Genomic DNA, 25,068 nt, shown 5'->3' with positions numbered 1-25,068 from the left:
GGAGGGGCGGAGGCCATGTGTCAGCGGAGGGACGAATGTCCGCATCACCCGGAGCGCGAAGCACCTCACGACGCGGCACGAAATGACGCGCGAAGGGTAAAAGACGCAGGTCAGCTCGCGTTACCCAAGGTCATCACAGAAAAACCATATCGTGAACTTTTAAGCACAAGTTCACCAAACAATCCCCGTGCATCGCGCACGCATACGAGTAACGTGCTCCTGTTTTCGGCCAGTGGCTTGGGCGCCTGGGGGGGCTTCTGAGCGGCCACGGCCCAGGCGCCACAGAAGGCGTTGAGAGGAACGGAGCCCGGGAGACAAGCACGTTCGTGGCACTCTGCCGTGCCACGAACGGGGTCCTTTGCTGCCTCAACGCACCACCACATTCATGGGAGTTCCGCAGTCGTCATGGCTACGACACAGGTAGACGGAGGTGTGCCGCATTCCCGGCACAACGCCAAGCTGGCAAAACGTACCGCCGCGTGGCGGCCCGGCATCATGCCGTTCCTCCTCCCACTGGTGGCGCTGCTCGCCTTCAGTCTCTGGTCGTACACGCCCAGCGACTCACCACTGGCGTGGCTGATAACCATCTGCTGGGCACTGCCCGTCCCGGGCGTCCTCGTCTCGATCCAGGGCTTCCTGCTCATCCGCCGCCGGGCCCGCAAGACCCATCTGATGGCCCCGCCGGCCCTCGTCGAGCAGGACTTCCTCATCGTGCTGGTCCCGACCATCGGGCGGCACGACACCTACCCGGCCCTGGAGCGCTCCGTCCTGTCCTACGTGGAACACCTCCCGGAGTGGTTCCCGTACATGCGCGTCGACGTCCTCACGGAGGAGGGCTGCGAGGCCGCCGAGCGGATCGACCGGCTCGCGGCGACCAGCCCGCTGATCCGCGTGGTCACGGTGCCCAAGGCCTACGAGACCGCGAACGGCACCCGCTTCAAGGCCCGCGCCAACAACTACGCCCACGAACTGCGCATCGCCGAGGGCGAGGCCCTCGACCACGTCTGGGTCCTGCACATGGACGACGACACCGGCGTCGGCCCCGACACCGCGGCCTCCCTCGCCCAGTTCATCAACCGCCAGCGCCGAGCGACCCCGGACGAGGTCAAGCACATGGCGCAGGGCATCCTGACCTACCCCCGCGAGAACGCGGTGAGCATGCTCACCTGGTTCGCCGACGCCATCCGCCCCGCCGACGACATCGCCCGGTTCCGCGCCTTCACCGGCCTCGGCACCCCGGCCGCCGGCGTGCACGGCGAACTCCTCGTCATCCGCGCGACCATCGAGGCCGAGATCGGCTGGGACTTCGGCCCGAAGGAGATCGTCGAGGACGCCCGGCTGGCCCTGACCTTCTGCCGCCTCTACCCGGGCCGCAGCGACTGGTTCAACGGACGCTGCTACGGAGCGTCGCCGGCCAACGTCAAGGACTTCATCAAGCAACGCGAACGCTGGTCGTGGGGCCTGGTCGCTCTCTGCTTCAACCGCAAGGTGCCGCTGCGCTACCGCTGGTTCCTGACCATCTGCGTGGGCAGCTGGATCCTGGGCCCGCTGCAGCACGTCGGCACGATCGTGTTCGTCGCCTGGTTCATCGGCGACATGAACACCTCACCCGTGACCCAGTCGGTCGTCGTGCTCTGGTCGCTCAGCTTCGCCTACGTGATCTGGGCGTACTGGGAAGGACTGCGGCTCAACGCGATCGCCTCGGCGAACGGCAGGCGCAGGTGGTGGGAGCCCTTCGCGGTGATCGTCCTGCTGCCCCTGTTCTCCTTCATCGAAGGGCTCGGCGGCTTCAGGGGGCTCCTGAAGTTCATCCGCCGCGAGGAGAACAAGTTCGTCGTCATCGCCAAGCCCGCCTGACCCGGAAGAGACCGGCCTCTCATCATGAAGCGCACCCGTCTGCCCCTGCTCGCCGTGCTGCCCGTCACCGTCATCGCCCTCGTCGTCGCCGTGCCCTTCGTCGCCGGCGACCATCCGCTCCGCTGGGAGTCGGGCTCGCTCGTACCCAGCCTGGTGCTCGGGGACGAGGACACCGGGCCGTCGAAGGCCCCCTCCGGCGGGGACGGCGGCACCGCACCGAGCGCCTCGCCCTCCCCCACGGCGGAGACCGCCAAGGTGGACAAGGAGTGGAAGAAGGGTATGCCCCAGTGGGGCATCCAGCTCTACTGGGAGGACCACCCGGACCACGCCCTGGAGTACATCGACAAGCAGGCCCGGGTGCAGGCCGACTACCTCGTCGGCCTGCACGCCAACTCCGTCAGCGTGAGCTTCCCCTTCTACACCGGCGGCCGCTCGTCGACGAAGATCAGCAGAGGGGACAAGACGCCCACCCCCGAACGCATCGCCCGCGTCCTGCGGATCTTCCACGAGGCCGGCCTGCGCACGACCGTCCGGCCGATCATGGACGAGAAATCCCTCGACGCGAAGCCAGGCGGCTGGCGCGGGAACATCACCCCTGCCGACCGCGACGCCTGGTTCGCCTCCTACGAGAAGTTCCTCGCGCCCTACCTGAAGGCGGCGGACGAGGCGAACGCGGCGACCTTCGTCATCGCCACCGAGCTGAACTCCATGGAGGGCGACGCCCACTGGGACGCGCTCGTGGACGACGCCGAGAAACGTTTCTCCGGCGAGGTCGCGTACGACTCCAACTGGGACGCCTACGTCAACGGCCCGGTCCACATGCCCGTCAACCACCTGGGCATCGACGCCTACTTCCCCGTCAAGGTCCCGGACGACGCGTCGGTCGACACGCTCGTCGCCGGCTGGGACGACTGGCTGGACAAGAAGACCACCGGCCCCCTACCGAAGATCACGGTCGCCGAGGCCGGCATCGGCGCCATGGACGGCGGCTACCGCGCCCCCGGCGACTTCTACACCAAGCGCGCGGTCAACCCCGAAGTGCAGGCCACCTGGTACACCGCGGTCTGCAAGGTCGTCCGGGAACGCCACATGAGGGGCGTCTACTGGTGGTCGATCTACTTCGACGACGACCCCAGGACCGCGCCGGACGACAAGGTCGCCTCCCGGCTCGACTTCGCCGGCCGCCCCCTCACCGAGAAGGCCATCAAGTCCTGCTTCACCTCCGGGTACGCGGGCCCCGGCACCGACCCGGCGAACTGAGCGAGCGAGGCGATCGTGCGAGAAGCCATCATCCTGGTGGGCGGCAAGGGAACCCGCTTGCGCCCGCTGACGAACCACACCCCAAAACCGCTCCTGGAAGTCGCGGGCGCCTCCTTCATCCGGCACCAGGTGGCCAAGCTGATGGACGCGGGAGTGGAGCACGTCGTGTTCGCCACCTCCTACCTCGCGGCCCTGTTCGAGGAGGAGTTCCGGGACTTCACCCAGGGCCTGGAGATCTCCTACGCCGTCGAGGAGGTACCGCTCGGCACCGGCGGTGCGATCCGCAACGCCGGGCGCCTGCTGCGCGGCGGCGCGGACGCCCCGGTCCTCGTCCTCAACGGCGACATCCTGTCCGGCGTCGACCTGCGCGCGATCCTCGCGCGGCACGAGGACCGCGAGGCGGACGTGACCCTGCACCTCACGCGGGTCCCCGACCCGCGCGCCTTCGGCCTCGTCCCCACCGACCCTTCCGGAAGGGTGCTGTCCTTCCTCGAGAAGCCGAAGACGCCGCAGGAGTGCGTCACCGACCAGATCAACGCCGGCTGCTACGTCTTCCGCCGGTCCGTTCTGGACGCCGTCCCGGCCGGCCGCGAGGTCTCCGTGGAGCAGGAGACCTTCCCGCAACTCGTCGCCCGCGGCGGGCGCGTGTTCGGCCACACCACCGACGACTACTGGCGCGACCTCGGCACACCGCTGGCCTTCGTCCACGGCTCCGCCGACCTCGTCACCGGCAGGGCGGCCTCGCCCCTGGTGGGACCGCCCGCCGAGGCGCTGATCCACCCCACGGCCGAGGTCCACCCGACCGCCCGCGTCACGGGAGGCTCCACGGTGGGTCCCCGCGCCGTGGTCGGTCCGCGCGTGGTCGTCGACCGCTCCATCATCGGCGCGGGCGTGACCCTGGCCGAGGGAGCCCTGATCCACGAGTCCGTGGTGGACCACGACTCGGCGATCGGCAGCGGGTGCGTCCTGCGCGAGGCCGTGGTCGGCTGCCACGCCCGCGTCGGCGCGGAGAACGAACTGCCCGCCCAGCTGCGGCTGGCCTGCGGCATCGACATCCCCGCCGGCGGAGTGCGCCTCAGCGGCACGGCCGCCGCCTGCCCGACGATCCACTGAACCCGCGTCTACCGGCCGGCTCGACGCCCGGCCACGGGAGAACCATGACCCACCACCGCGCAACGGCCCCGAGGGCGGACCGCCTCCGGAAGTACCGGCCGGACATCCAGGGCCTGCGTGCCGTCGCCATCATGATGGTGGTCAGCATGCACGTCGGCGTGCTCGACATCCACGGCGGCGTCGACGTCAGCTTCGTGCTGAGCGGGTTCCTCATCGGCAGCCAGCTCCTCGCCGAGATCGAGAAGACCGGCAGGGTGTCGCTGAGCAAGTTCTGGGCGCGCCGCATGCGACGGCTCGCCCCGGGCACGGCCCTGGTCATCGTCGCCACCGCGGTCCTGTCGTGGGTCTACGCCAGCCCGCTCAGGTTCCGCGACCACATGACGGACGGCCTCAGCTCGGCGCTGAGTTTCATGAATTGGCGGCTCGTCGAGACCGGCACCGACTACTTCGCCAACGACGGGACGCAGTCCCCGTACCAGCACTTCTGGTCGCTCGGCATCGAGGAGCAGTTCTACGTGGCCGCCCCGCTGGCGCTCATCGCCACGGCCTGGCTCAGCCGCTCCCTGTTCCGCAACCGCGCCCTGGTGGCGCTGTTCCTCCTGGCCGTAGTGGGCGGCTCCCTGTACCTGTCCGTCACACAGACCGCGTCGAACCAGCCGCTGGCCTACTTCGGCACCCAGGCCCGCATCTGGGAGCTGGCCTCCGGCATCCTGCTCGCCCTCGCCGCCCCCTTCCTCTCCCGCATGAACCTGGCGCTGGCGGCCGTGCTCTCCTGGGCGGGGCTCGCCACCGCGATCGGCACCGCGCTCCTGATCACCAAGGAGACGCCGCTACCGGGGTACGCGGTGGGCGGTCCCGTGCTCGGCGCCGTCATGGTGATCGCCGGCGGCTGCGCCGCGCCCCGCTACGGCGCGGAGGTCATCCTGATCAACCCGGTGACCGACTTCATCGGCAACGTCAGCTTCGGCTGGTACCTGTGGCACTGGCCGCTCCTCATCCTGTGGCCGGACATCACCGGGCACGAGCTGGCCTACTCGGACCGCTACCGGGTGGCGTCGCTGTCGCTGATCCTGGCGGCCGTCATGTACTACAGCGTCGAACTGCGGTTCAGGAACAACAAGCAGCTGGTGGCGAAGCCCTGGAAGGGGATCTTCGCCGGCGGCACCGCCACCGCGGGAGCCGCGGCGGCCATGGCCGTCGCCCTCGTCGTCCCCCTGAACATCTCCGCCTCCGCCGTCGCCTCGAACGGGACCGCCGCCGGGTACCGCGGAGCGGACTCGGTGCGCAGCGCCGTCCTGCAGAAGCAGCTCTCCGGTGTGGCGGCGGGCGCCCTCCCCAACTCCCCCGAGGACCGCACGCACTTCGGCTGCATCGACAACACCGACGTCAAGACGTTCGTCATGCGCGACAACTGCGTCGTCGGCGACCGCCAGGGGAAGTCCACGATCGTCGTCATGGGCGACTCGCACGCCTGGCAGTGGGGCGACGCCTTCCACGAGATCGGGCGGTCGCTCCACGCGAGGGTCGTGACCGTGGCGAAGGGCGGCTGCTCGCCCGAGGTCTACGCCATCAAGAACCCGGAGCTGGACCGCGAGTACTCCGAGTGCGACAGCTGGCGGCAGTCGGCGTTCGAGGAGATCGACAAGCTCCGCCCCGACGTCGTCGTCATCACCAACCGCAGCCGCCAGGAGGCGACCGAGGACGGTGCCGAGGAGGCGTTCCAGGCCCTGGAGGACTCCGGTGCCGCGCTGATCTACATGACCGACACCCCGCAGCCCGGCAAGAACGTCCCGGACTGCCTCGCCACTCACACGCGCGACATCTCCGCCTGCAACCCCGAGCAGCAGGCCGCCATCGAGTTCCCCGACTTCCGCGCCATGGAACAGAAGGTGGCCGTGCGCCACGGCGCCGTCGTCATCGACGTGCTGCCCGCGTTCTGCGCGAACGGCGTCTGCCCGACGGTGATCTCCGACCAGATCGTCTACTTCGACTCGAGCCACATCACCGCGGGCTACGCGAAGTCCCTGGTGCCGTTCATCCAGCCCACCCTCAAGAAGGCCCTGGCGCACTGAGGCCCCCCGCTCCCGGGACCGGAGGGGGCTCCGCGGCCGTCGCCGCGCAGCCCCCTCGGGCGTCACGCGCCCCGGCCCGCCGTCCGCGGGCTACCCGGCGGGAATGGGCCGGGCGCCGATGCGGGCGCAGGCCCGGTCCTGGCCGAGGCCGTCGGCGGGCCAGACGACCTTGCCCGTGCCGCCGGGGTGGTAGCAGGCCACGAAGGACGTGGGGACGGGCTCGGACGGGCCCCACATCTCCTGCCAGCGCCTTTCACAGACCTTGCCCGGGTCCTTCGGGTCGAACTCCTTGACCGCGTGCGACGGCAGACCGGACAGGTCCGCGGTGCGCGACAGCGTGCGGGCGCACATCATCTGCGCCCCGGCGTCCTCGCCCCACGGCATCCCCCCGGCGACGGCCACGACGCCGCCCCCGGCCAGTGCGGCGAAGGCCGCGCCGCCGGCCACGAGGACCCGCAGCGACCGCCGCCCCGCGCCCCGCGGTCCCACCGCGCCCAGCACGGACTGCAGCGTCTCCCGCCCGTGGTCCGACCGCGCCCAGCCCTCGGCCCCCTGCGGGCGCAGCTCCCGGACGGCGTCCAGGACAGGGTCGTTCGTCATGCGTGTACCTCCGAATCGAGCGGGGAGAAGGATGCGGGACGCCGCTCCAGGGCGGCGCGGAACCTCTTGCGGGCCCGGTGGAGCCGCAGCGTGTAGGCCGCTCTGGTGCAGCCCAGGGTCCTGGCCGCCTGCTGCGCGCTCAGGTCGTACCAGCCGGTGAGCAGCAGCACTTCGCGGTCGGCCTCGGACAGCGACATCAGCACCCGGAACACGCGCTCGCGGTCGCCTATGCGGTCCTCGAACACCCCCTGCGGCGCACGGTCCATCACCGCGGCCATCCGCTCCGCGAGCGCCTGCCGCCGTACGTCCGAACGCACCCGGTTGGCCAGCAGCCGCCGCGCCGTCGCCAGCAGCCAGGGCAACGCGTCGTCGGGCACGGACCGCTGCTTGCGCCAGGCCAGCAGGAACGTCTCCGAGAGCACGTCCTGGGCCGTCTCCCTGTCCGTGCGGTGCAGCAGGTAGCCCATCACCCGGTCGGCGTGGGCCTCGAACCACTCTTCCACCGTCTCGTGCCCTCGCGGGCCCTCACGTGCCGTCATGCGCACCTTCCCCTCCCGGAACAGGCTGTCACTGGGGGAATGTCCGGCCGGGCGCCGACGATTACAGGCCGGGTCGGGGGGCGGGTCCGGTCCGAGGGGTTCAGGAGCGGCTCATGGGGCGTTCGGCGGTCACGAGCCAGAGCCGGGCGGTCAGCACGACGTCCCCGTCCGGGGTCGTGAAGCCGCGGAAGGCCTCCAGCGCGGCGTCGCGGGCGCGGGAGCGGGCCGTCTCGTCGGCCTCGTCCTCGCGCAGCCAGTACTGCACGGGCCCCCAGCCCATCAGGAAGTCGACCGCGTCCTCGGCGTCCCTCCCCCACAGCTGCGGGACGTCCACCGCGGTCGAGGTCACCCCGGTGAGGCCCGCCTCGGTCAGGATCCGCTCGGTGTACGAGGGATCGCCGAAGGAGGCCGGCCCGGTGTTCCCCGTGAAGTCGGGCACGGACACCACGGTCCCGATCGCCCGGTAGATCTTCGTCTGGTCCATGACCTGGTGTCCGCGCGAGCACACGAACGCCAGCCGCCCGCCGGGACGCAGCGCCCGGCGGAGGTTGGCGAACGCGGCGACGGGGTCGGCGAAGAACATCACCCCGAAGCGGCTCACCACCGCGTCGAAGCCCTCAGAGGCGAACGGGTGCACCTGGGCGTCGCCCTTCGCGAAGGCGACGCCGCCGAGCCCCTCCCGCCCGGCGGCGGCGACCGCCTCCGCCAGCATCGGCTCCGACAGGTCCACGCCGAGCACCGTGGCGCCCCGCCGTCCGGCGAGGCGCGCCACGCGCCCGGTCCCGCAGCCCACGTCCAGCACCCGGCTGCCCGCCACGACCGGAAGGTCGTCGAGCAGGTAGTGGTTCGCCGCGTCGTTGAGCGCGTCGTACCGCTCGGGATACGTGGCCCAGTGGCGCCCCTCGTACCCGTTCCACGCGTCGGACTGGTCCAGGTTCACGATCGGGTCGCCCATGGGACGAACCTACTGCGCGCGTCGGCCGCCCGGGGTGTCCGCCTTCCGCGCTACCAGGGAGCGGGGCCGTCCTCGTCGAAGTAGCCGCCGCTGGGGCCGTCGTCGGGGAGCGTGGCCAGCTTCACGATGATCCTGGCCCCCTCCTCGACCGTACGGGCGCCGGCGTGGTAGGTGAGGTCGGTGGCGGTCAGTCCGGGCGAGGCCGAGTTGATCTTTATGTGCCCGTACCCGGGCTCCCGCCGGAACGCCTGCGCGTACTGGACGGTGAGCATGTTCAACGCGGCCTTCGAGGACGCGTAGGGCAGGATGTGGTCGGCGTCGGCGTAGAGGGTGCCCGGCTCGCTGGTCACCGTCAGCGAGGCGGTGGTGCTGGAGACGTTGACGATGCGCGCGGCGGCCGAGACGGCCAGCAGCGGCAGCATCGTGTGCGTGACCGTGACCACGCCGAAGACATTCGTCTCGTACGTGGCTCGGACGTCCGCCGCCGTGGTGCTCAACGCGGGGGACTCGACGATTCCGCCGGCGTTGTTGACGAGGATGTCGAGGCGCCCGAACTCCCGCCGTATCCGTTCGGCGGCCTTCTCGACGCCGTCCACATCGGTGACGTCCAGTCGGACCGGCACGACACGAAGGCCCGCGGCCGCGAGTTCGGCGGCGGCGGCCTCGCCCCGCCGGAGGTCGCGGCTGCCGAGCAGGACGGTCGCCCCCGCGGCCGCGAGCTGCCGGGCGGTCTCGCGACCCAGCCCCTTGTTGGCGCCGGTGACCAGCGCCGTCGGGTTGTCGATCATGGAATCTCCTGTACGCGGCGAATAAACGGACCCGTGGGTCCACTTGTCGGCCACCGTAACCGGACCCGCGGGTCCGGTCAAAGGGATGTTCGTCACGGCGCGGGGAGCGAAGCGGCGTCCAGCGCGAAGACCTTGCTCGGCGAAACGGCCCCACCCCACCTGGGACAGGGGCTCTTGGCCGTCTGCGCGGGCCCCTTCGGGCCGCCGCTCACGGGCTTGCCGGCGCACGCCCTACACCGGCCCCGCGTCCGATCGGGTCGTCTTTGCCCTCCGCCGATGCGCGCCTGATGTACCGGGCTGCCGATTGAGCCATGAATGAAGCGATAAGTGGGATTAATTGCCGCTTGTCACTCCATCGAGCTCGAAGGAGACGCACGATGCGTCGTTTCAAGGCAGTGGCGCCGGTCGCGGCCACCGCGCTCGCCGCGGTCCTCGCCTACGGACCGCTCGCGCAGGCCACCGCTCCGGACCGCGACCCCGGCCCGCATGGCAACGGCGAGACGGTCATCAAACTGGACGACTCCGTGAGGGAATTCGCCGCCATCGACGTGGGCGGCCCGGGAATGAGCCTCGGCGACGAGGCCATCGGCTTCTCCGACTTCTTCCAGAACGGTCGCAAGGTGGGCACCGGCGGCTTCGTCTGCACCGTCGTCAGCCTCCAGAAGAGTCTCCGCCAGTGCCAATCCACCCTCCGGCTGACCAAGGGCGACATCACCCTGCAGGGCTTCGCGCCTTTCATCGTCAGCTTCCCGACCAGGTTCACACTCGCGGTCACCGGCGGTACCGGCGCCTACCGCGACGCCCGCGGCTACATGGACGGCGTCAACATCGACACCACGCATGGCAGGCTGACCGTCCACCTCACCAGGTGACCTCCGGGCGCCGCGCGCCACGGCCCGGGATGCGGACGAGCCGGAGCGCAGGGCCGGCCCGACCCCGCCGCACCGCCGCATGACGCTCCGCGTCCCCCGAAACCGGGACCGGAGCGAGACCCGCCCGCGCGGGAGAGCGCACCCGCCGCCGCCGGCGCATGCGACAGGCCGGAGAGCCCAGGCCACCGGCCGATACGGCCAGACCGCGAGCCGATCAGGGAAATGAGAAAGGGCCAGGTCGAAGTTACTGACCTGGCCCCTCTTCGGTGAGCCGCCTAAGGGAATCGAACCCTTGACCTACGCATTACGAGTGCGTCGCTCTGGCCAACTGAGCTAAGGCGGCAAGCCGCCGAGACAGCTTGGCATCGGCAGCGGCCACAAGTCTACACAGTTCTTGAGGGGCTCCTGACCAGGGTGCGACGGTGCTCCGGTCGCCGTCGGCCGGGGTCGGGCGGGGCCCCTCGGGGGTCAGCAGGTCTTGCCGTCCGCCGGGGGCGTGCCCTCGAGGAGGTAGCGGTTGACGGCGGAGTCGATGCAGTTGCTGCCGCGGGCGTACGCCGTGTGGCCGTCGCCGTTGTAGCTGAGGAGGACGCCCGAGTCGAGTTGGCCGGCGAGGGACTTGGCCCAGGCGTACGGGGTGGCGGGGTCGCGGGTGGTGCCGACGACGAGGATGGGGTCGGCGCCGGTGGCCTCGATGCGGTGGGGCTTGCCGGTCGGCGGAACGGCCCAGTAGGTGCAGATCATGCTGGACCACGCGAGGTTCTTGCCGAAGAGCGGGGATTCGGCGGTGAAAGCGGAGACGGACTGCTCGGCGGCCTGCGGACCGGACAGGGCCGGCGGAAGGTCGAGGCAGTTCACGGCGGCGTTGGCGAACATCAGGTTGCCGTAGTGGCCGCGGTCGTCCCGCTCGTAGTACGTGTCGGACAGCGTGAGCAGGCCGCTCCCGTCGCCCTTGTTCGCCTTGGTGAGCGCGGTGCTCAGGGTCGGCCACATCGACTCGTCGTACATCGCGGCGATCACACCGGTGGTGCCGAGCGCCTCGGTCAGCTTGCGGGAGCTGCCGGTCTTCAGCGGCTTGCCGTCCAGCTGCTTGAAGAGCGCGTCGAGGCGGCGCCCGGCGTCGGCGGTGCTCTTGGTGCCGAGCGGGCAGTCGCGGTGGGTGATGCAGTCCGCGGCGAAGGCGTCGAAGGCGGTCTCGAAGCCCGAGGCCTGACCGCGGCTCGCGTCGAGGGCGGAGATCGACGGGTCGACGGCGCCGTCGAGGACGAGCCGGCCCGCCTTGTCGGGGAAGAGCTCGGCGTAGGTGGCGCCCAGGAAGGTGCCGTAGGACTTGCCGACGTAGTTGAGCTTGCGGTCGCCGACCAGGGCGCGGAAGACGTCCATGTCACGGGCCGATTCCACCGTGCTGACGTGCTTGAGCAGCTTGGCCGAGCGCTGCTCGCAGCCGTCGGCGAACTTCTTGTCGGCGGCGACGAGCGCGTTGACCTCCGCACCGTCGTCCGGGGTGACGTCGGTCGCCGCGAAGGCGTCCATCTGGCTGTCGCTGAGGCACTCGACGGGCTCGCTGCGGGCCACGCCACGCGGGTCGATGGCGGCCATGTCGTAGCGGGAGGTGACCGCCGACGGGTAGCCGAAGGCCGCGTACTGCAGGTAGTCGATCGCGGAGCCGCCGGGGCCGCCCGGGTTGACCAGCAGGGTGCCGAGCCGCTTGCCTCCGTCCCCGGCCCGCTTCCGGGCGACGGCGAGCTTGAGGTCGGTCGCGGCCGACGGGTGCGCGTAGTCGAGGGGAACCTCCATGGTGGCGCACTGCATGCCCGGCATGTCCTTGCACTCGCGCCAGGACAGGCGCTGCTCGTAGTACGACCGGAGGTCGCCGTAGGAGTCCGCGGCAGCGCCCGAGGGCGGCGGCCCGCCGAGCGAGCCCGCCGGGGAAGACGCGGCGGCACTGCGGGTGCTGCCACCGGTCGTGCACGCGGACAGCATCAGCCCGGCGACGGCGAGGACGGTGCCGGAGGTACGGAGCAGGCGCGGGGTGTGCATCGAAGCCTCGGTTCCTCGTGGTGGTCATCTGGAGCGTATCCGCAGGGCCGGTGGCGAACCGCCGTCCACAGTCCTCGTACGGGTGATTCCGGCCCGCGCCGTCAGGGACGGTCCGGGCTGTCGAGCATCTCGGTCGCGTACCCGGCGACGAGGGCGAAGAGCCGCCGCCGCGGGGCGATGCCGTCGAGCACCCGGACCTCGGCGGACACGCCGCGCACCCGCCCGCGCAGGGCGAGCGCCGAGCGCCGGGCGTTCTCCTCTCCGGAGGGTACGGCGAGCAGCAACGCGGGGCGCGGCATGTCCCGTCCGGCGTAGCGGCCGTCGGCGGAGAAGTACGGCGGCGGACCGGAGCGGTCGATCTCCTCGTAGCCGCCCGATACGCCGATCGCCGTCGCGAAGCCCCGGGGGTCGGTCAGCTGCTGCCGCACGACGCAGTCCGCGTCCCCGTCGGCACCCAGCAGCGCCCGCGCGGGGCGGCCGGGCAGGACGCGGTAGAGGCGGGCGACCGCGGCCGGGACGGACGCGGGGCGCGCGCCCGGACCGTCGTCGCAGCGGGCGGGCAGCACCACCACGAAGGGGTCGGCGAGGCCCCGCAGCGACTGGGCGGCGAAGCCGGCGAACAGATCCGGGTCGGCGGGGTCGATGTGGGCCACGACCAGGGGGAAGTAGAGCCCTGCGGAGTCCGGGTAGTCGTACTGCGGGGGCAGCCAGACCCGCGTGCCGTCGGACAATTCGTGGAGCGTACCCCCGGCCGGGTGACCGAGGGTGCGCGGCGGCACCAGCCCGGCGTCCGCGGGATCGGACGGCACCGGCCGCGGTCTCGGCGGCGACGACGGCGGCCCGGCGGCAGTGACCTGGCGGTGCGGCGAGAGCGACGGCGACCCCGGGGGCAAGCAGACCCCCAGCGTGATCGCCACCGCGGCGGCCAGCGCGGACCCGGCCCCGCGCAGCACCGTGCCGGCGCGCTCGACGGGCAGTTCGTACACGCGGCCCGCGCGCTGCTCCCACCAGTGCCGCAGTGCCGAGCGGGCGAGCGCCACCGCGGCGGCCCCCGCCACGGTCAGCAGCGCGTACAGAACGACGACCTCGGCCACCTCGGGCACGTGCGGCACCACCTCGGGACGTCCCCGACGGTGCTTCGGGCACGGGTGGGCACCCGCGCCGGAGGCAGGGGGGAGCGCATCCCGTGCGCTGGATCACCCCCGCGGGGACAGCGGCCGGGGGCACCGCACAGCAGCCTGCGGCAAGGCCGGGCACACCGGGGACCGGCGACGCGCGGGCACCCCAAACGATCACCCGTCCGCCGGATGATCAAGGGCGCGGAGGCGGTCCGCGCGGCCGGTCGCGCGCGCCGGCGGTCAGCCCGCGCGCAGGGCCAGCGTCATCGCCTCGACGGCCAGCAGCGGCGCGACGTTCCTGTCCAGGGCCCCACGGCAGGCGAGCACCGCCTCGATGCGGCGCAGGGTGTTCTCGGGCCGCGAGCCCGCCGCGATCCGCTCGACGGCGTCCCGTGCCTCGACGTTCGCGATCGCGACGGACGTGCCGACCTGCACGGCCAGCACGTCCCGGTAGAAGCCCGCCAGGTCGGTGAGGGCCAGGTCGAGGGTGTCGCGCTGGGTACGGGTGGAGCGGCGCTTCTGCCGGTCCGCGAGATCCTTCATCACGCCCGCCGTGCCGCGCGGCATGCGGCTGCCCGCCCCCGCGGCCGCACCGAGCGCCGTGCGCAGCTCCTCGGTCTCCTTGGCGTCCATCTCCTCCGAGACCTGCTTGGCGTCCTCCGTCGCCGCGTCCACCAGCTCCTGCGCGGCCTTGAGGCAGCCGCCGACGTCGTCCACGCGCAGCGGCAGCCTCAGCACGGCCGCGCGGCGGGAACGCGCCGCCTCGTCGGTGGCGAGCCGGCGGGCCCGGTCGATGTGGCCCTGCGTGGCACGCGCGGCGGACTCGGCGATCACGGGGTCGATGCCGTCGCGCCGGACGAGCACGTCGGCCACGGCCGCCACGGGCGGGGTGCGCAGCACCAGGTGCCGGCAGCGCGAGCGGATCGTCGGCAGCACGTCCTCGATGGACGGCGCGCACAGCAGCCACACCGTACGGGGCGCCGGTTCCTCCACGGCCTTCAGCAGCACGTTGCCGGCGCCCTCGGTGAGGCGGTCGGCGTCCTCCAGCACGATCACCTGCCAGCGGCCGGAGGCCGGCGAGAGCGTGGAGCGGCGGACCAGGTCGCGGGTGTCCTTGACGCCGATGGAGAGCAGGTCGGTGCGGACCACCTCGACGTCGGCGTGCGTACCAACCAGGGTCGTGTGGCAGCCGTCGCAGAAGCCGCAGCCCGGCGCGCCGCCCGGGGCCCGGTCCGGGCTCACGCACTGCAGCGCGGCGGCGAAGGCGCGGGCGGCGGTGTCACGGCCCGCGCCGGGCGGGCCCGTGAACAGCCAGGCGTGCGTCATCTTCGACGCCGTGGGCAGCGCGGTGCCGGCGGCTGCCGCCGTCACGAAGGCGTCCGCGTCCCGCGCGGCGGCGGCCAACTGCTCCGTCACCCGGTCCTGGCCGACCAGGTCGTCCCATACCGCCATCGCGCCCGCCCGTCCTGTGGTGCCTGCACTTGCCTGCTCCGGCTCCACCATTGTCGGGTACGCCACCGACAGGATCGTGCGGGTGGTTGTGGTTGCGGCCGTTTGCTGTGTGCGGGTTGTTTGCGCCTGCGGCGAGCTGTCCCCGCCCTCCCTCCCGATTGCCCGGCGCGGTCGGTGACCGCCTCGCGGGGTGCGGGGTGGGCCGGGGGCGGGGCCTCCGGGGCTGCACGTCCTGGACTGGGTTATTTACGTGCATGGCGGGCGGTACTTGTTGTGCCCCGGGTGCCGCACACAAATATCCCGCAGCGTCCAGAACATCCACCCCTACGACCCCTCCCCCTCCGTATCGTCAGGCGGCTGACGGCCGGAGGGGGGTGAAGATGCGGTCCGGGTTGCCGCACGCGTCTTGCCGAACCCCACGGCGTCAGGCGTGGTCCGGAGGGGCTTTCGAAGGGCTCGGGCCGATGCCAGTGCTGGCTCGGCCGCTCACCGGAGGGCAGGGATACGCCCCTTCGTGCGCGCAATCTTGCTCGGCCTGCGGCCGGGAGGCCTCCTGCCGGTGGCAGCTTCCAGCGGTGCGGGGAGGGGCGGGCCCCATCACCCCCCACCGGGCGTTGGTCGCCCAACGAAACGGAGGGGGCGGGGGAGGTGGGGGCACCCCCGGCCGAAGGCTGGGGGAGGGTGGGCGTTCTGGACGCTGACGTGTATGTGTTGTGCGGCACGGACGGCACCAAGCGCAGGTGCCCGCCATGCACATAAATATGCCGTACAGAATGCCCAGCCCCGGAGGCCCCGTCCCCGGCCCACCACGAACCGCGCGAGGCCCGCACCAACCGCGCCGGATGGGCGTCCCCCCGGCCGAAGGCTGGGGGGAGGGCGGGCGGGCGGGGGAACCGCCCGCCGTAGGCGCAAAACAACCCGCACACGAGCAACCGGCCGCAACAAGCGACCCCGGTCCGGGGCGTCAGCCGGACACGCGGCGGTGTCGACGAGGCGCCGCCGGCTTGCGGCGGAGCATGACGAAGGTCGCGCCCGAGGCGATGCCCAGCGCTGCCAGGGCGGAGGCCACGCCCGCGGTGACGTCGGAGGGACCGGTCGAGGGGCCGGTGGAGGTCGACACGGAGGTGAGCCCCGCGGCGGGGAGGCCCGTGCCCGGGCCGGTGGACGCCGCGGCCGTCACCCCGGGCACGGCGCCCGCGGGGGCGGACGGGGCCACGGCCGCACTGCCCGGCGACGGCGTCGCCGTCCCGTCCGGGCAGGCCACGGTGAAGCGCTGCGGCTTCGCCTCGGAGCTGGCCCACCGGAAGCGGTAGGAACCGTCGGCGAGCACGACGCGGTCGCTGCTCCCCGTGCCCTGGTCGCCGGTGACCAGCGTGCCCACGACCGCGTCCTCGCCCCGGGCGTAGGAGACCGTCCAGTTGACCGGCTGGTCGGGGACGAAGCCCTCGGCCCTGAAGTAGAAGGTGCACACCGTGGCGCCGTCTTCGCGCGTCCGGCCCAGGGCCTCGTCGTAGAGGCGGACTCCGGGCCGGTCGGAGGGCGCGCCGGAAGCGTGCGCGGCCAGGCCCAGGAGGGCCGCGGCGGCGGCAGCGGCGGCGAGGGCCGCCGCCGTGGTACGGATGCGCATGTTCAGAGTGTCCCGGAGACCCGCGCGGAGGGCTGCGCCGGGGTCCATTTCCGGCCGACGACATTTGTGGAGTAACGGCGTCCATTTCCCCTCGTACAGGGGACACATGGGGCGCACGCTTACCCGAATTGGCTTATGCGCGCGGCAGTTGCGCCCGTGAGCCGCCGCTCAGAGCGACAGCCGCTGCACCCCGCCCGCGACCGCGCGCTGCTCTGGCACCTCCGTGCCCGTCCAGCAGGAGCCGCGCCGCGCCAGCAGACGGCGCAGCCAGACCTCCGTGGCGACCAGGTCGGTGAGCCCGTCGACGGCCACCGGTTCGCCTTCCGCCGCCGCGCGCAGGGCGGCCCGTACGACCCGGGCCTCGACGAGCCCGGCGTCGGCGAGCAGCGGGGCCTCGAAGAGGTCGAGCAGGTCGTCGACGGCCGAACGCAGGCCCGCGCGGACGGCGACGGCCGTGGAGACGTGGGAGTTGGCGCCCCAGCCGGGCGGCAGTTCGCGGATGCCCGCGCCCGCCAGGACGGAGCGCAGGATCGTGGCGCGGGCGCCGGGCTGGACGCGCAGCGTCTCGGGCAGTGCCCGGCAGGCCCGCACCACCTGGTTGTCCAGGAAGGGCGCGTGGAGCCGCTGGCTGCGCACCTCGGCGGCCTGCTCGAAGACCCGGTGGTCCGCGGCGTGCCGGGCGAGCGCGGCACGCGCCCGGCGCTCACCGGGGCGCTCCACCGTCGTGCCCGGCCGGGCCGCCGCGTCCTGGAGGCGAACCGATACTTCGGCCAGCGCCTCACCGGTCAGCCAGCGCGCCGCGGGGCCCGGCCGGCACCACGCGAGGGCGGCGAGCGACGCGGCCAGCGCGCCGCCGTGCTCCTCGAAGCTCCGGTCCAGCAGCCGCGCCGCCACGTCCTCCACACCCTGCCGGTAGCTGGTGCGGGCCAGGCGCCGCGCCGCCCGGTACACGGTGAACGGCACGAACACCGAGCGCCCCGAGGGCCCGTCCGCCCGCGCCAGGGCCGTGACGGGACGCAGCAGGCCGCGCCGCCGCCGGTCCATCAACAGGTCGGCCAGCCGCGCCGGATGGGCGTCCAGCACCTGCCGGGCGCCGTGCCCAACGAAGTGGTCGGCGCCGCCCGCCGCCAGGCGCCGCCGGTGCCGTTCCGCGGTGATCAGCGAGGGGCCCGGCTCGTCGGTGAGCGGCCCGCCGTCGAGGTCGGCGTACGGCAGGGACTCCGGTCCGCCCGGCACGACGACGTGGTGCAGCCGGGGGTCGGCGGCCATGCTGCGGGCGCGTTCCAACTCCGCCTCGCGCGCGTGGACGCTGCCCGTGGCGAGGTCGTTGAAGGTGACCGCCAGCAGGCGCTGTCCCGCGGCGGAGCCGTGCCCGAGCGGTGTGCCCGGCATCCCGGGCAGGCCGGCGGCGAGCAGGGCGAGCGTGGAGGAGGCACTGCCCCCGGACAGGTCGGCCCCGATGCCCGGCGCGGGGTCCTCGCCGGGGTCCGGTACGAAGCGGGGCTGCGCCAGCCGCGTCCGGACGGCGTCCACCAGGGCGTCCCGTATGCCGGCGATCGCGTGGTCCGGGTCGGCGTGGGCGGCCGGGGTGCCCGCGACGGCGAGCGAGGCGGTGGGCTCGTAGCCGCTGACCTCGGGCACCCCGTCGCGCATGATGAGCGCGTGCCCGGGCGGCACCCGGCGCACCCCGGCGTACGGGGTGCCCTCGCCGAGCGCCTCGGGGGAGTCGGGGCAGGCCAGCAGCGCCGCCAGGTAGGTCACGTCCAGGGCGGCCTCGGTGAGGTCGGCCAGCGGCAGCGCCGCCGTGCCGTACGCCGTGCCCCGCGCCCACTGGGTGTGGAACACCGGCCGGGCGCCCGCGAGATCGCCCAGCACCGTGATGCGGCGGCCGATCTGCAGGACGCAGGTGTAGCTCCCGGCCCAGGCCGTCAGATGGCGCAGCGCCCCGCCGCGCGCGGCGAACAGTCCCACCCGCAGGTCGGCGTCGGAGGCGGCGCAGCGGCCGAGCACCGCCAGCCGCGCCACGGAGCCGTTCTCGGCGTGGACGATCCGCACCTCGTCGGCGCGCCAGTCGCCCACCATCCACAGCGGATCGGGGTCGGCCCACAGGAGTTGGGCGCCGACGGGCTGCAGGGTGCGGCCGGGGCGCACGCCGGGAACCTGTCCCACGGCAGCGCTGCTCCACCCCACCAACCACCGCATCGCCGCCTCCACAGGTTGTGGATTACGTGGGCCGGCGTGGCCAACCGGCCCCTCGGCAGGCCGAACTGCCGCCCCGTCCGAGGAACATGCTGCCACGGAGCGGCGCGCAAAGAGGCGCATGAGGACATGGTTGAGCGCCGGACCGCGCTTCACGCGCGGTCCGGCGCGGGCCGGTTCGACCCAACTCCCCTTAGATCAAGGCCACTTGGAGCGAGCCGCGGGATTTCAAACGTCATTTTCCGGTCAATGCCCCAGGAGGCCGCATTCGCCCGTTGTGCGACATGTGGGGGTCGCGGTCCGGGAGGCGTGGCGCACCTCCCGGACCGGTCCGCCACCCGCGGGGATTGTGGTGACGGAGCCCCCTGACCCGCCACTACCCCCCATAGCCGCACATGAGAGCCGCGGGCCAACCCACGCCACCATGGAACCCCTACCGCACGAACCGGCACAGAGCGCGCGGATGGGCGCACAGCCGCATACGCCGGTAGCACGCGCCACAAGCAGGAGTCGCCAGGCCGCATTCAGGGCAGGAATCTCGCCATCCGGGACAACAGCTCTTAACGGGCGGGATACGGCGAACTACGCTGGGTTCACCCGAGAAGCGATGTCCCGGCAGCTCGGGGTCCGGCGCCTGCCCGGTGGCGGGTGGCGGCGGCCCTGGCACCCCTCCACAAGAGGCGCCGGGCCAGCCGTTGTTGTGCGTCGAGAGGGTGTGACAGGCGTGGCAGGCGTACGCGGCCCTCGCGCTTACGGCGAGAGGTGGTAGTGGTCATGACCAAAGAACCCCGAGGGCCCAACGAGAAACTGGGCACCCTTCTCGCCCTGGCCGGCATCAGCAACGCGGGACTCGCCCGCAGGGTCAACGACCTCGGCGCCCAGCGCGGTCTGACCCTGCGGTACGACAAGACCTCCGTCGCCCGCTGGGTCACCAAGGGCATGGTGCCGCAGGGCGCCGCCCCGCACCTCATCGCGGCCGCCATCGGCAGCAAGCTCGGCCGTCCCGTGCCGCTGCACGAGATCGGTCTCGCCGACGCCGACCCGGCGCCCGAGGTGGGCCTCGCCTTCCCCCGCGACGTCGGGGAGGCCGTCAAGTCCGCCACCGACCTGTGGAAGCTCGACCCCGGCCGCCGCGGCCCGGGCGGCGGCGGCATCTGGCAGAGCCTGGCCGGCTCCTTCGCGGTCAGCGCGTACGTCACGCCCGCCTCCCGCTGGCTGATAACCCCGGCCGACGCCCGCGTCGCCCGCGAGGACCCCGCCCCGGGCACGCACCACGTCGGCCACTCCGACGTCGCCAAGCTCCGCGAGGCCGCGGAGGACGCCCGGCGCTGGGACTCCAAGTACGGCGGCGGCGACTGGCGTTCGGGCATGGTCCCCGAGTGCCTGCGGGTCGAGGCGGCCCCGCTGCTGCTCGGCTCGTACAGCGACGAGGTCGGCCGCTCCCTCTTCGGGGCCACGGCCGAACTCACCAGACTCGCCGGGTGGATGGCCTTCGACACCGGCCAGCAGGAGGCCGCCCAGCGGTACTACATCCAGGCCCTGCGGCTCGCCCGCGCCGCCGCCGACGTCCCCCTCGGCGGATACGTCCTGGCGTCGATGTCCCTCCAGGCCACGTACCGCGGCTTCGCCGACGAAGGCGTGGACCTGGCCCAGGCCGCCCTCGAACGCAACCGCGGCCTCGCCACGGCCCGCACGATGTCCTTCTTCCACCTCGTCGAGGCCCGCGCCCACGCCAAGGCCGGCGAGAGCGCCGCCTGCGCCACGGCCCTGGCCGCCGCCGAGTCCTGGCTCGACCGCGCCCGCGACGGCGACGCCGACCCGCCCTGGCTCGGCTTCTACTCCTACGACCGGCTCGCCGCGGACGCCGCCGAGTGCTACCGCGACCTGCGCGTGCCCGGGCAGGTGCGCCGCTTCACGGAGACGGCGCTCGCCCGGCCCACGGAGGAGTTCGTGCGGTCGCACGGGCTGCGGCTCGTCGTCTCGGCCGTCGCGGAGCTCGAGTCCGGCAACCTGGACGCGGCCTGCGCGGCCGGGGTCAAGGCGGTCGAGGTGGCCGGGCGGATCTCGTCGGCCCGGACGACGGAGTACGTGCGGGACCTCCTGCACCGGCTGGAGCCGTACGGGAACGAGCCGCGCGTCGCGGAGCTGCGGGAGCGGGCTCGTCCCCTCCTGGCGGCCCCCGCGTAGGGCGCGGTCGCGGACGCCAGCCGTGCCGTCCCGCCGTCTCGCGCCCTCCGGGCGCAGAGCGGCGGGCCGCGGACGGGAGGGTGGTGCCGGCGGGGTTCAGGCCCGGAGCGGGGCCGGTTGTCCGTGGGGTTCGGGTCTTGTCGCCGTCCGCGGGTGCGGATGACGGGTCGCCACGCCCACCGTTCGTGTCGTGCGCCCGCCGTCACCGCCGTCCGCGGGTGATTGCCCGACCTCCCGCCGGCCGCCCGGCAACACCCGAAATACCGAGATACCCGCAGACGCAGGTCACGGCGGGCGCGCCCACCACTCGGCGAAGGCGTGGAAGCGGCCGTCTGCACCTGCGGACGGCGACGAGACCCCCGCCACCGGAAACGCGGCCCGCTCCGGCGCCTGAACCCCCCTCCCCGCGCCCACCCGCACACGGCCCAGGAGGGCGCCCCCACCTCCCCTCCGCAGCCGGCATCCTCGCGCCCGAAGGGCGCGGGACGGCGGGACGGCCGAACACCGACACCGTCACAGGTTTGCCGGGCGCCCCGACGGGCCAAGCCTTACGCGGGAGGTGACCGCGCGCATGGACACCGCGGACATCGTCGTCATCGGCGCCGGCATCGTCGGCCTGGCGACCGCGTACGCGATCACCCGTACCTCACCCGGCACGTCGGTGCTGGTCCTGGACAAGGAGGACGGCCCCGCGCGCCACCAGACCGGCCACAACAGCGGCGTGATCCACAGCGGCGTCTACTACCGCCCGGGATCCCTCAAGGCCCGGTACGCGACGCAGGGCGCCGCGGAGATGGTGAAGTTCTGCGCCGGCAACGACATCCCGCACGACGTGACGGGCAAGCTCATCGTCGCCACGGAACGCGAGGAGCTGCCCCGGCTGCACGCCCTCGTCCAGCGGGGGCGGCAGAACGACATCCCGGTACAGGAACTGGGTCCGGCCCAGATCGCCGAGCGGGAACCGCACGTGCGCGGCCTGGCGGCGATCCACGTCGGCACGACGGGGGTCTGCGACTTCACCGCGGTCGCCGCGGCCATGGCCCGCCTCACCACCGAAGGCGGCCGCGGCGAGGCCCGCATCGCGTACGGCAGGGAGGTCCGCGCCCTCCACCGCGACGGGCGCAGCGTGATCGTCGAGCCCCACAGCGGCCCGCCGGTCCGGGCCGGGGCGCTCGTGAACTGCGCGGGCCTGTACTGCGACCGCGTCGCCCGCATGGCCGGGACCGCGAACGAGGACGTCGCGGGCGTGCGCATCGTGCCGTTCCGGGGCGAGTACCACGAGCTGCGCCCCGACCGCGCCGGCCTCGTCCGAGGCCTGGTCTACCCCGTACCGGACCCCGCCTTCCCCTTCCTCGGCGTGCACCTGACCCGCGGCGTCGACGGCTCCGTGCACGTCGGCCCGAACGCCGTCCCGGCGCTCGCCCGCGAGGGCTACCGGCGGCGCACGGTGCACCCGCGCGACCTCGTCGAGACGGCCGCGTTCCCCGGGACCTGGCGGATCGCCCGGCGCCACTGGCGGTACGAGGCCGGCGAGATCCGCCGCTCGCTGTCGAAGCGGGCCTTCGTGGAGTCCGTGCAGCGTCTGCTGCCCGAGGTGACCGCCGACGACCTGGTGCCCGCGGCGGCAGGGGTGCGGGCGCAGGCCGTGCTGCGCGACGGGACGCTCGTCGACGACTTCCTCATCGCGGGCGACGGGCCCTTCGTCCACGTGCTGAACGCCCCCTCTCCCGCCGCGACGGCCTCGCTGCCGATCGGCCGGGAGATCGCCCGCAGGGCACTGGCGGTGCTGGGGCGTACGTAAAATCGACGCATCATGTCGAAGCCCCGCACCCCCCACTTCCCGGGCGGCCCCGCCTCCCACCCGCATCCGGACGCGCACACCGAGCAGCGCATCCGCACCTTCCACCCGCGTCGTGGCCGGGTCACCCACGGCCAGCGCGCGGCGCTGGAGCGGCGCTGGGCGGACTGGGGCGTCGACCTCGACGGCACGCCGCTGGACCTGGACAAGCTCTTCGCCGACGCGGGCCTCGCCCCGGACCGCCCAGTGGTCCTGGAGATCGGCTTCGGCATGGGCGACGCCACCGCCGCGATGGCCGCCGCCGACCCCGGCACCGGCATCCTCGCCGCGGACGTGCACACCCCCGGCCAGGGCAACCTCGTCCACCTCGCCGAGCGCGAGGGCCTGCGCAACGTCCGGGTCGCCAACGGCGACGCCGTCGTCCTGCTGCGCGACATGCTCGCCCCGGAATCGCTGGCCGGCCTGAGGGTCTACTTCCCCGACCCGTGGCCCAAGGCCCGGCACCACAAGCGCCGCATGATCCAGCCGGAGTTCGTCGCGCTCGCCGTGTCGCGGCTGCGGCCCGGCGCCACCGTGCACTGCGCGACCGACTGGGAGCCGTACGCCGAGCAGATGCTGGAGGTGCTGACGGCGGAGCCCGGCCTGGTGAACGCCTACGCCACCGCCAGCGGCTATGCCGAGCCGCGCCCGGCCTTCCGTCCGATGACCAAGTTCGAGCGCCAGGGGATCGCGAAGGGCCACGTCGTCCACGACCTGGTCTTCGAGCGCCGGTGATCGTCCGGCGGTGCGGTAATCGGTAACACCATCGCGCCGCGCGGCCGGGGCGCCGTAAGGTCATCGGGTGTCCTCGTACTCGCATTCGCCCGACTCGCCCCTCCCGAGCCCGGCGGCCCAACCCGCCGTACCCGAGTATCCGGAACACCAGCAGCGACCGCAGTTCGCGCTGCCCGCGCCCGGGCAGTGGCACTACAAGCCGCGCCGGCACTTCTGGGAGAACCGGACGTTCCGGCTGGTGGCGCTCTTCTCCGTGCTGGCGCTGTGCGGGGTGCTCATCCTGGCGCTGGTGCGCCGCCAGACCGGCACGGAGGGCTTCCTCGTCGGTCTCCTCCTGGCGGTCCTGCCGGTCCCGATCCTCGGCGGCGCCTTCCTCTGGCTGGACCGGGTGGAGCCGACCCCGCTGCGCAACGCGGTCTTCGCCTTCGCCTGGGGCGCGTGCGCCGCCACCCTGGTCGCCATCCTCGCCAACGAGTACGCGACGGAACTGCTCGCGACCACCTTCACGGCCAGCGACTCGCAGAGCGACATCTGGGGCGCCACCTTCGTCGCCCCCGTCGTGGAGGAGAGCGCCAAGGGCGCCGCCGTCCTGCTGCTCTTCCTCTTCCGCCGCCGCGACTTCACCGGGATCGTCGACGGCGTCGTCATAGCCGGGCTCACCGCCACCGGCTTCGCGTTCACCGAGAACATCCTCTACCTGGGCTCCGGCTTCGCCGAGGACCAGGCGTACGGGACCGACGGCGGCCTGGGCACGACGGCGGCGATGTTCATCGTCCGGATCGTGATGACGCCCTTCGCGCACCCGCTGTTCACCTCGCTCACCGGCATCGGCTTCGCCATCGCCGCCACCTCCCGCCCCGGCCGGGCCCGCCGCTGGCTGGCCCCGCTCGGCGGCTGGCTGCTGGCGATGGTCCTGCACGGCACCTGGAACGGCTCCGCCTCGTTCAGCCCGCTCGGCTTCCTCGCCGTCTACGCGACGGTGATGATCCCGCTGTTCGGCCTGCTGGTCTGGCTCGCGATCTGGTCCCGCTCGAACGAACTGAGGACCATCCGCACCCAGCTGCCGCTGTACGCCATGGCCGGCTGGCTCAGCCCGCCCGAGCCCGCCGCCATCGGCTCCATGAAGGGCCGCGGCCTCGCCCGCTCCGCCGCACGCGGCGCGCAGGGGAAGGAGGCCGCCCGCACGGTGCGCGAGTACGTGTCGTTCGCGACCTCGCTCGCCTTCCTGCGCGCCCGCGCGAACCGCGGGGCCGCCGGCGCGGACTTCCAGGCCCGGGAGCAGGAGCTGCTGCACCATCTGTGGGAGCGCAAGGCCGTCGCCCAGCCCGCGCTCACCCATGCGGCCCATGCCATCCGGCCGGCCTTCCCGCCCGTGTACCCGTGGGCGGGACCCCCGCCGGGGACCCCGTACGGGCCCTATCCGGCGCAGGTCCAGCCGTACGGGCAGCCGTGGCCGCAGCCCCAGGCGTGGCCGCAGGCCCAGCCGTCGCCGCAGGCCCAGCCGTCGCTCCAGCCCCAGGCGTGGCCGCAGCCCCAGCCGTCGCCGCAGGCCCAGCCGTCGCCCCAGCACCAGGCGTGGCCGCAGCCCCAGCCGTCGCCCCAGCACCAGGCGTGGCCGCAGCCCCAGCCGTCGCCGCAGCCCCAGGCGTGGCCGCAGCAACCCCCGCAGCAGGGGGCTGCGTACCCGCAGCGGTGGGGCCCCCGCCACCCCCAGGTGCCGCCGCAGCAGGGGTGGTACCCGCAGGCCGCCCCCTACCGGGACCCGCGGGGCGGCCGCCACCGCTGACTCCGGTTGCCCGCCCCCGCCGCCGGGGATG

At 73.2% G+C, this 25,068-nt stretch carries 18 protein-coding genes and 1 tRNA gene; 9 read left to right on the top strand and 10 right to left on the bottom strand.

From position 1 onward, the window contains the following. The first annotated feature begins 432 nt into the window (after window positions 1-432). Genes PV342_RS17025 through PV342_RS17010 form a run of 4 tightly spaced genes read left to right on the top strand, consistent with a single transcriptional unit; the run spans window position 433 to window position 6,302 of the window. Entirely contained in the window at window positions 433-1,857 is a 1,425-nt protein-coding gene (locus tag PV342_RS17025) for a glycosyltransferase family 2 protein (protein ID WP_500317708.1), read from the top strand. 24 nt (window positions 1,858-1,881) lie between these two features. After that, a complete protein-coding gene (locus PV342_RS17020; protein ID WP_500317706.1) occupies window positions 1,882-3,117 on the top strand; it encodes a glycoside hydrolase family 113 in 1,236 nt (411 codons plus the stop codon). Between the two features lie 15 nt (window positions 3,118-3,132). Further along, window positions 3,133-4,230, top strand: a complete 1,098-nt coding sequence (manB, locus tag PV342_RS17015; RefSeq protein WP_400805358.1) for a mannose-1-phosphate guanylyltransferase — start codon at window positions 3,133-3,135, stop codon at window positions 4,228-4,230. Between the two features lie 44 nt (window positions 4,231-4,274). Further along, on the top strand, window positions 4,275-6,302 hold the full coding sequence (locus tag PV342_RS17010) for an acyltransferase family protein (RefSeq protein WP_400805356.1): 2,028 nt from the start codon (window positions 4,275-4,277) through the stop codon (window positions 6,300-6,302). Window positions 6,303-6,392: 90 nt separating this feature from the next. On the opposite strand, the gene PV342_RS17005 is transcribed toward PV342_RS17010, so the two are convergent. The 4 genes from PV342_RS17005 to PV342_RS16990 all read right to left on the bottom strand — a co-directional run bounded on the left by PV342_RS17005 (window position 6,393) and on the right by PV342_RS16990 (window position 9,184). After that, window positions 6,393-6,902, bottom strand: a complete 510-nt coding sequence (locus tag PV342_RS17005; protein ID WP_500317704.1) for a hypothetical protein — start codon at window positions 6,900-6,902, stop codon at window positions 6,393-6,395. Next, on the bottom strand, window positions 6,899-7,441 hold the full coding sequence (locus tag PV342_RS17000) for an RNA polymerase sigma factor (RefSeq protein ID WP_500317702.1): 543 nt from the start codon (window positions 7,439-7,441) through the stop codon (window positions 6,899-6,901). Before PV342_RS17000 ends, PV342_RS17005 begins: the two co-directional genes overlap by 4 nt. Window positions 7,442-7,541: 100 nt before the next feature. Continuing rightward, window positions 7,542-8,396 carry a class I SAM-dependent methyltransferase gene (locus PV342_RS16995; protein ID WP_500317701.1) on the bottom strand — a complete coding sequence of 285 codons (855 nt, stop codon included), beginning with the start codon at window positions 8,394-8,396 and terminating at the stop codon, window positions 7,542-7,544. 50 nt (window positions 8,397-8,446) lie between these two features. Next, window positions 8,447-9,184, bottom strand: a complete 738-nt coding sequence (locus tag PV342_RS16990; protein WP_500317699.1) for an SDR family NAD(P)-dependent oxidoreductase — start codon at window positions 9,182-9,184, stop codon at window positions 8,447-8,449. A gap of 377 nt (window positions 9,185-9,561) precedes the next feature. Here PV342_RS16990 and PV342_RS16985 point away from each other — a divergent pair, with 377 nt between their 5' ends. Next, the gene (locus PV342_RS16985) at window positions 9,562-10,056 is read left to right on the top strand and encodes an allene oxide cyclase barrel-like domain-containing protein (protein WP_400805348.1); all 495 of its coding nucleotides are present in this window, start codon (window positions 9,562-9,564) and stop codon (window positions 10,054-10,056) included. Between the two features lie 269 nt (window positions 10,057-10,325). On the opposite strand, the gene PV342_RS16980 is transcribed toward PV342_RS16985, so the two are convergent. The 6 genes from PV342_RS16980 to PV342_RS16955 all read right to left on the bottom strand — a co-directional run bounded on the left by PV342_RS16980 (window position 10,326) and on the right by PV342_RS16955 (window position 18,495). After that, a tRNA-Thr gene (locus PV342_RS16980) sits at window positions 10,326-10,399 on the bottom strand. 125 nt (window positions 10,400-10,524) lie between these two features. After that, window positions 10,525-12,096 carry an alpha/beta hydrolase gene (locus PV342_RS16975; protein WP_500317697.1) on the bottom strand — a complete coding sequence of 524 codons (1,572 nt, stop codon included), beginning with the start codon at window positions 12,094-12,096 and terminating at the stop codon, window positions 10,525-10,527. A gap of 101 nt (window positions 12,097-12,197) precedes the next feature. Then, window positions 12,198-13,199, bottom strand: a complete 1,002-nt coding sequence (locus PV342_RS16970) for an alpha/beta hydrolase (RefSeq protein ID WP_500317695.1) — start codon at window positions 13,197-13,199, stop codon at window positions 12,198-12,200. A gap of 255 nt (window positions 13,200-13,454) precedes the next feature. After that, window positions 13,455-14,666 (bottom strand): DNA polymerase III subunit delta', encoded by a 1,212-nt coding sequence (locus PV342_RS16965; RefSeq protein WP_500317767.1) that lies wholly within the window; start codon window positions 14,664-14,666, stop codon window positions 13,455-13,457. Window positions 14,667-15,630: 964 nt separating this feature from the next. Next, the gene (locus PV342_RS16960; RefSeq protein WP_400805342.1) at window positions 15,631-16,293 is read right to left on the bottom strand and encodes a hypothetical protein; all 663 of its coding nucleotides are present in this window, start codon (window positions 16,291-16,293) and stop codon (window positions 15,631-15,633) included. A 168-nt stretch (window positions 16,294-16,461) separates the two neighbouring features. Next, the gene (locus tag PV342_RS16955; protein WP_392604339.1) at window positions 16,462-18,495 is read right to left on the bottom strand and encodes an asparagine synthase-related protein; all 2,034 of its coding nucleotides are present in this window, start codon (window positions 18,493-18,495) and stop codon (window positions 16,462-16,464) included. Between the two features lie 771 nt (window positions 18,496-19,266). Between PV342_RS16955 and PV342_RS16950 the strand changes: the two genes are divergently transcribed. The 4 genes from PV342_RS16950 (at window position 19,267) to PV342_RS16935 (ending at window position 25,037) form a co-directional block, all read left to right on the top strand. After that, window positions 19,267-20,679 (top strand): NsdA family TPR-like regulatory protein, encoded by a 1,413-nt coding sequence (locus PV342_RS16950; RefSeq protein WP_018558441.1) that lies wholly within the window; start codon window positions 19,267-19,269, stop codon window positions 20,677-20,679. 571 nt (window positions 20,680-21,250) lie between these two features. Then, window positions 21,251-22,480, top strand: a complete 1,230-nt coding sequence (gene lhgD, locus PV342_RS16945) for an L-2-hydroxyglutarate dehydrogenase (RefSeq protein ID WP_400805340.1) — start codon at window positions 21,251-21,253, stop codon at window positions 22,478-22,480. Window positions 22,481-22,492: 12 nt separating this feature from the next. Then, complete coding sequence (gene trmB, locus PV342_RS16940; RefSeq protein WP_386987856.1) at window positions 22,493-23,251, top strand: tRNA (guanosine(46)-N7)-methyltransferase TrmB; 759 nt, start codon at window positions 22,493-22,495, stop codon at window positions 23,249-23,251. 67 nt (window positions 23,252-23,318) lie between these two features. Next, a complete protein-coding gene (locus PV342_RS16935) occupies window positions 23,319-25,037 on the top strand; it encodes a PrsW family intramembrane metalloprotease (protein WP_500317692.1) in 1,719 nt (572 codons plus the stop codon). Window positions 25,038-25,068 lie beyond the last annotated feature (31 nt).

The organism is Streptomyces sp. PA03-3a (assembly GCF_033792735.1).
GTDB lineage: Bacteria > Actinomycetota > Actinomycetes > Streptomycetales > Streptomycetaceae > Actinacidiphila.
This window is presented reverse-complemented; position numbering and strand designations above follow the sequence as displayed.

Excerpts from the sequence above, each read along its gene's own strand:
- PV342_RS17020 (WP_500317706.1), top strand. The coding sequence starts at position 1,882 with ATGAAGCGCACCCGTCTGCCCCTGCTCGCCGTGCTGCCCGTCACCGTC.
- PV342_RS17010 (WP_400805356.1), top strand. The coding sequence starts at position 4,275 with ATGACCCACCACCGCGCAACGGCCCCGAGGGCGGACCGCCTCCGGAAG.
- PV342_RS17005 (WP_500317704.1), bottom strand. The coding sequence starts at position 6,902 with ATGACGAACGACCCTGTCCTGGACGCCGTCCGGGAGCTGCGCCCGCAG.
- PV342_RS17000 (WP_500317702.1), bottom strand. The coding sequence starts at position 7,441 with ATGACGGCACGTGAGGGCCCGCGAGGGCACGAGACGGTGGAAGAGTGG.
- PV342_RS16995 (WP_500317701.1), bottom strand. The coding sequence starts at position 8,396 with ATGGGCGACCCGATCGTGAACCTGGACCAGTCCGACGCGTGGAACGGG.
- PV342_RS16990 (WP_500317699.1), bottom strand. The coding sequence starts at position 9,184 with ATGATCGACAACCCGACGGCGCTGGTCACCGGCGCCAACAAGGGGCTG.
- PV342_RS16985 (WP_400805348.1), top strand. The coding sequence starts at position 9,562 with ATGCGTCGTTTCAAGGCAGTGGCGCCGGTCGCGGCCACCGCGCTCGCC.
- PV342_RS16975 (WP_500317697.1), bottom strand. The coding sequence starts at position 12,096 with ATGCACACCCCGCGCCTGCTCCGTACCTCCGGCACCGTCCTCGCCGTC.
- PV342_RS16965 (WP_500317767.1), bottom strand. The coding sequence starts at position 14,666 with ATGGCGGTATGGGACGACCTGGTCGGCCAGGACCGGGTGACGGAGCAG.
- PV342_RS16960 (WP_400805342.1), bottom strand. The coding sequence starts at position 16,293 with ATGCGCATCCGTACCACGGCGGCGGCCCTCGCCGCCGCTGCCGCCGCC.
- PV342_RS16955 (WP_392604339.1), bottom strand. The coding sequence starts at position 18,495 with ATGCGGTGGTTGGTGGGGTGGAGCAGCGCTGCCGTGGGACAGGTTCCC.
- PV342_RS16950 (WP_018558441.1), top strand. The coding sequence starts at position 19,267 with ATGACCAAAGAACCCCGAGGGCCCAACGAGAAACTGGGCACCCTTCTC.
- lhgD (WP_400805340.1), top strand. The coding sequence starts at position 21,251 with ATGGACACCGCGGACATCGTCGTCATCGGCGCCGGCATCGTCGGCCTG.
- trmB (WP_386987856.1), top strand. The coding sequence starts at position 22,493 with ATGTCGAAGCCCCGCACCCCCCACTTCCCGGGCGGCCCCGCCTCCCAC.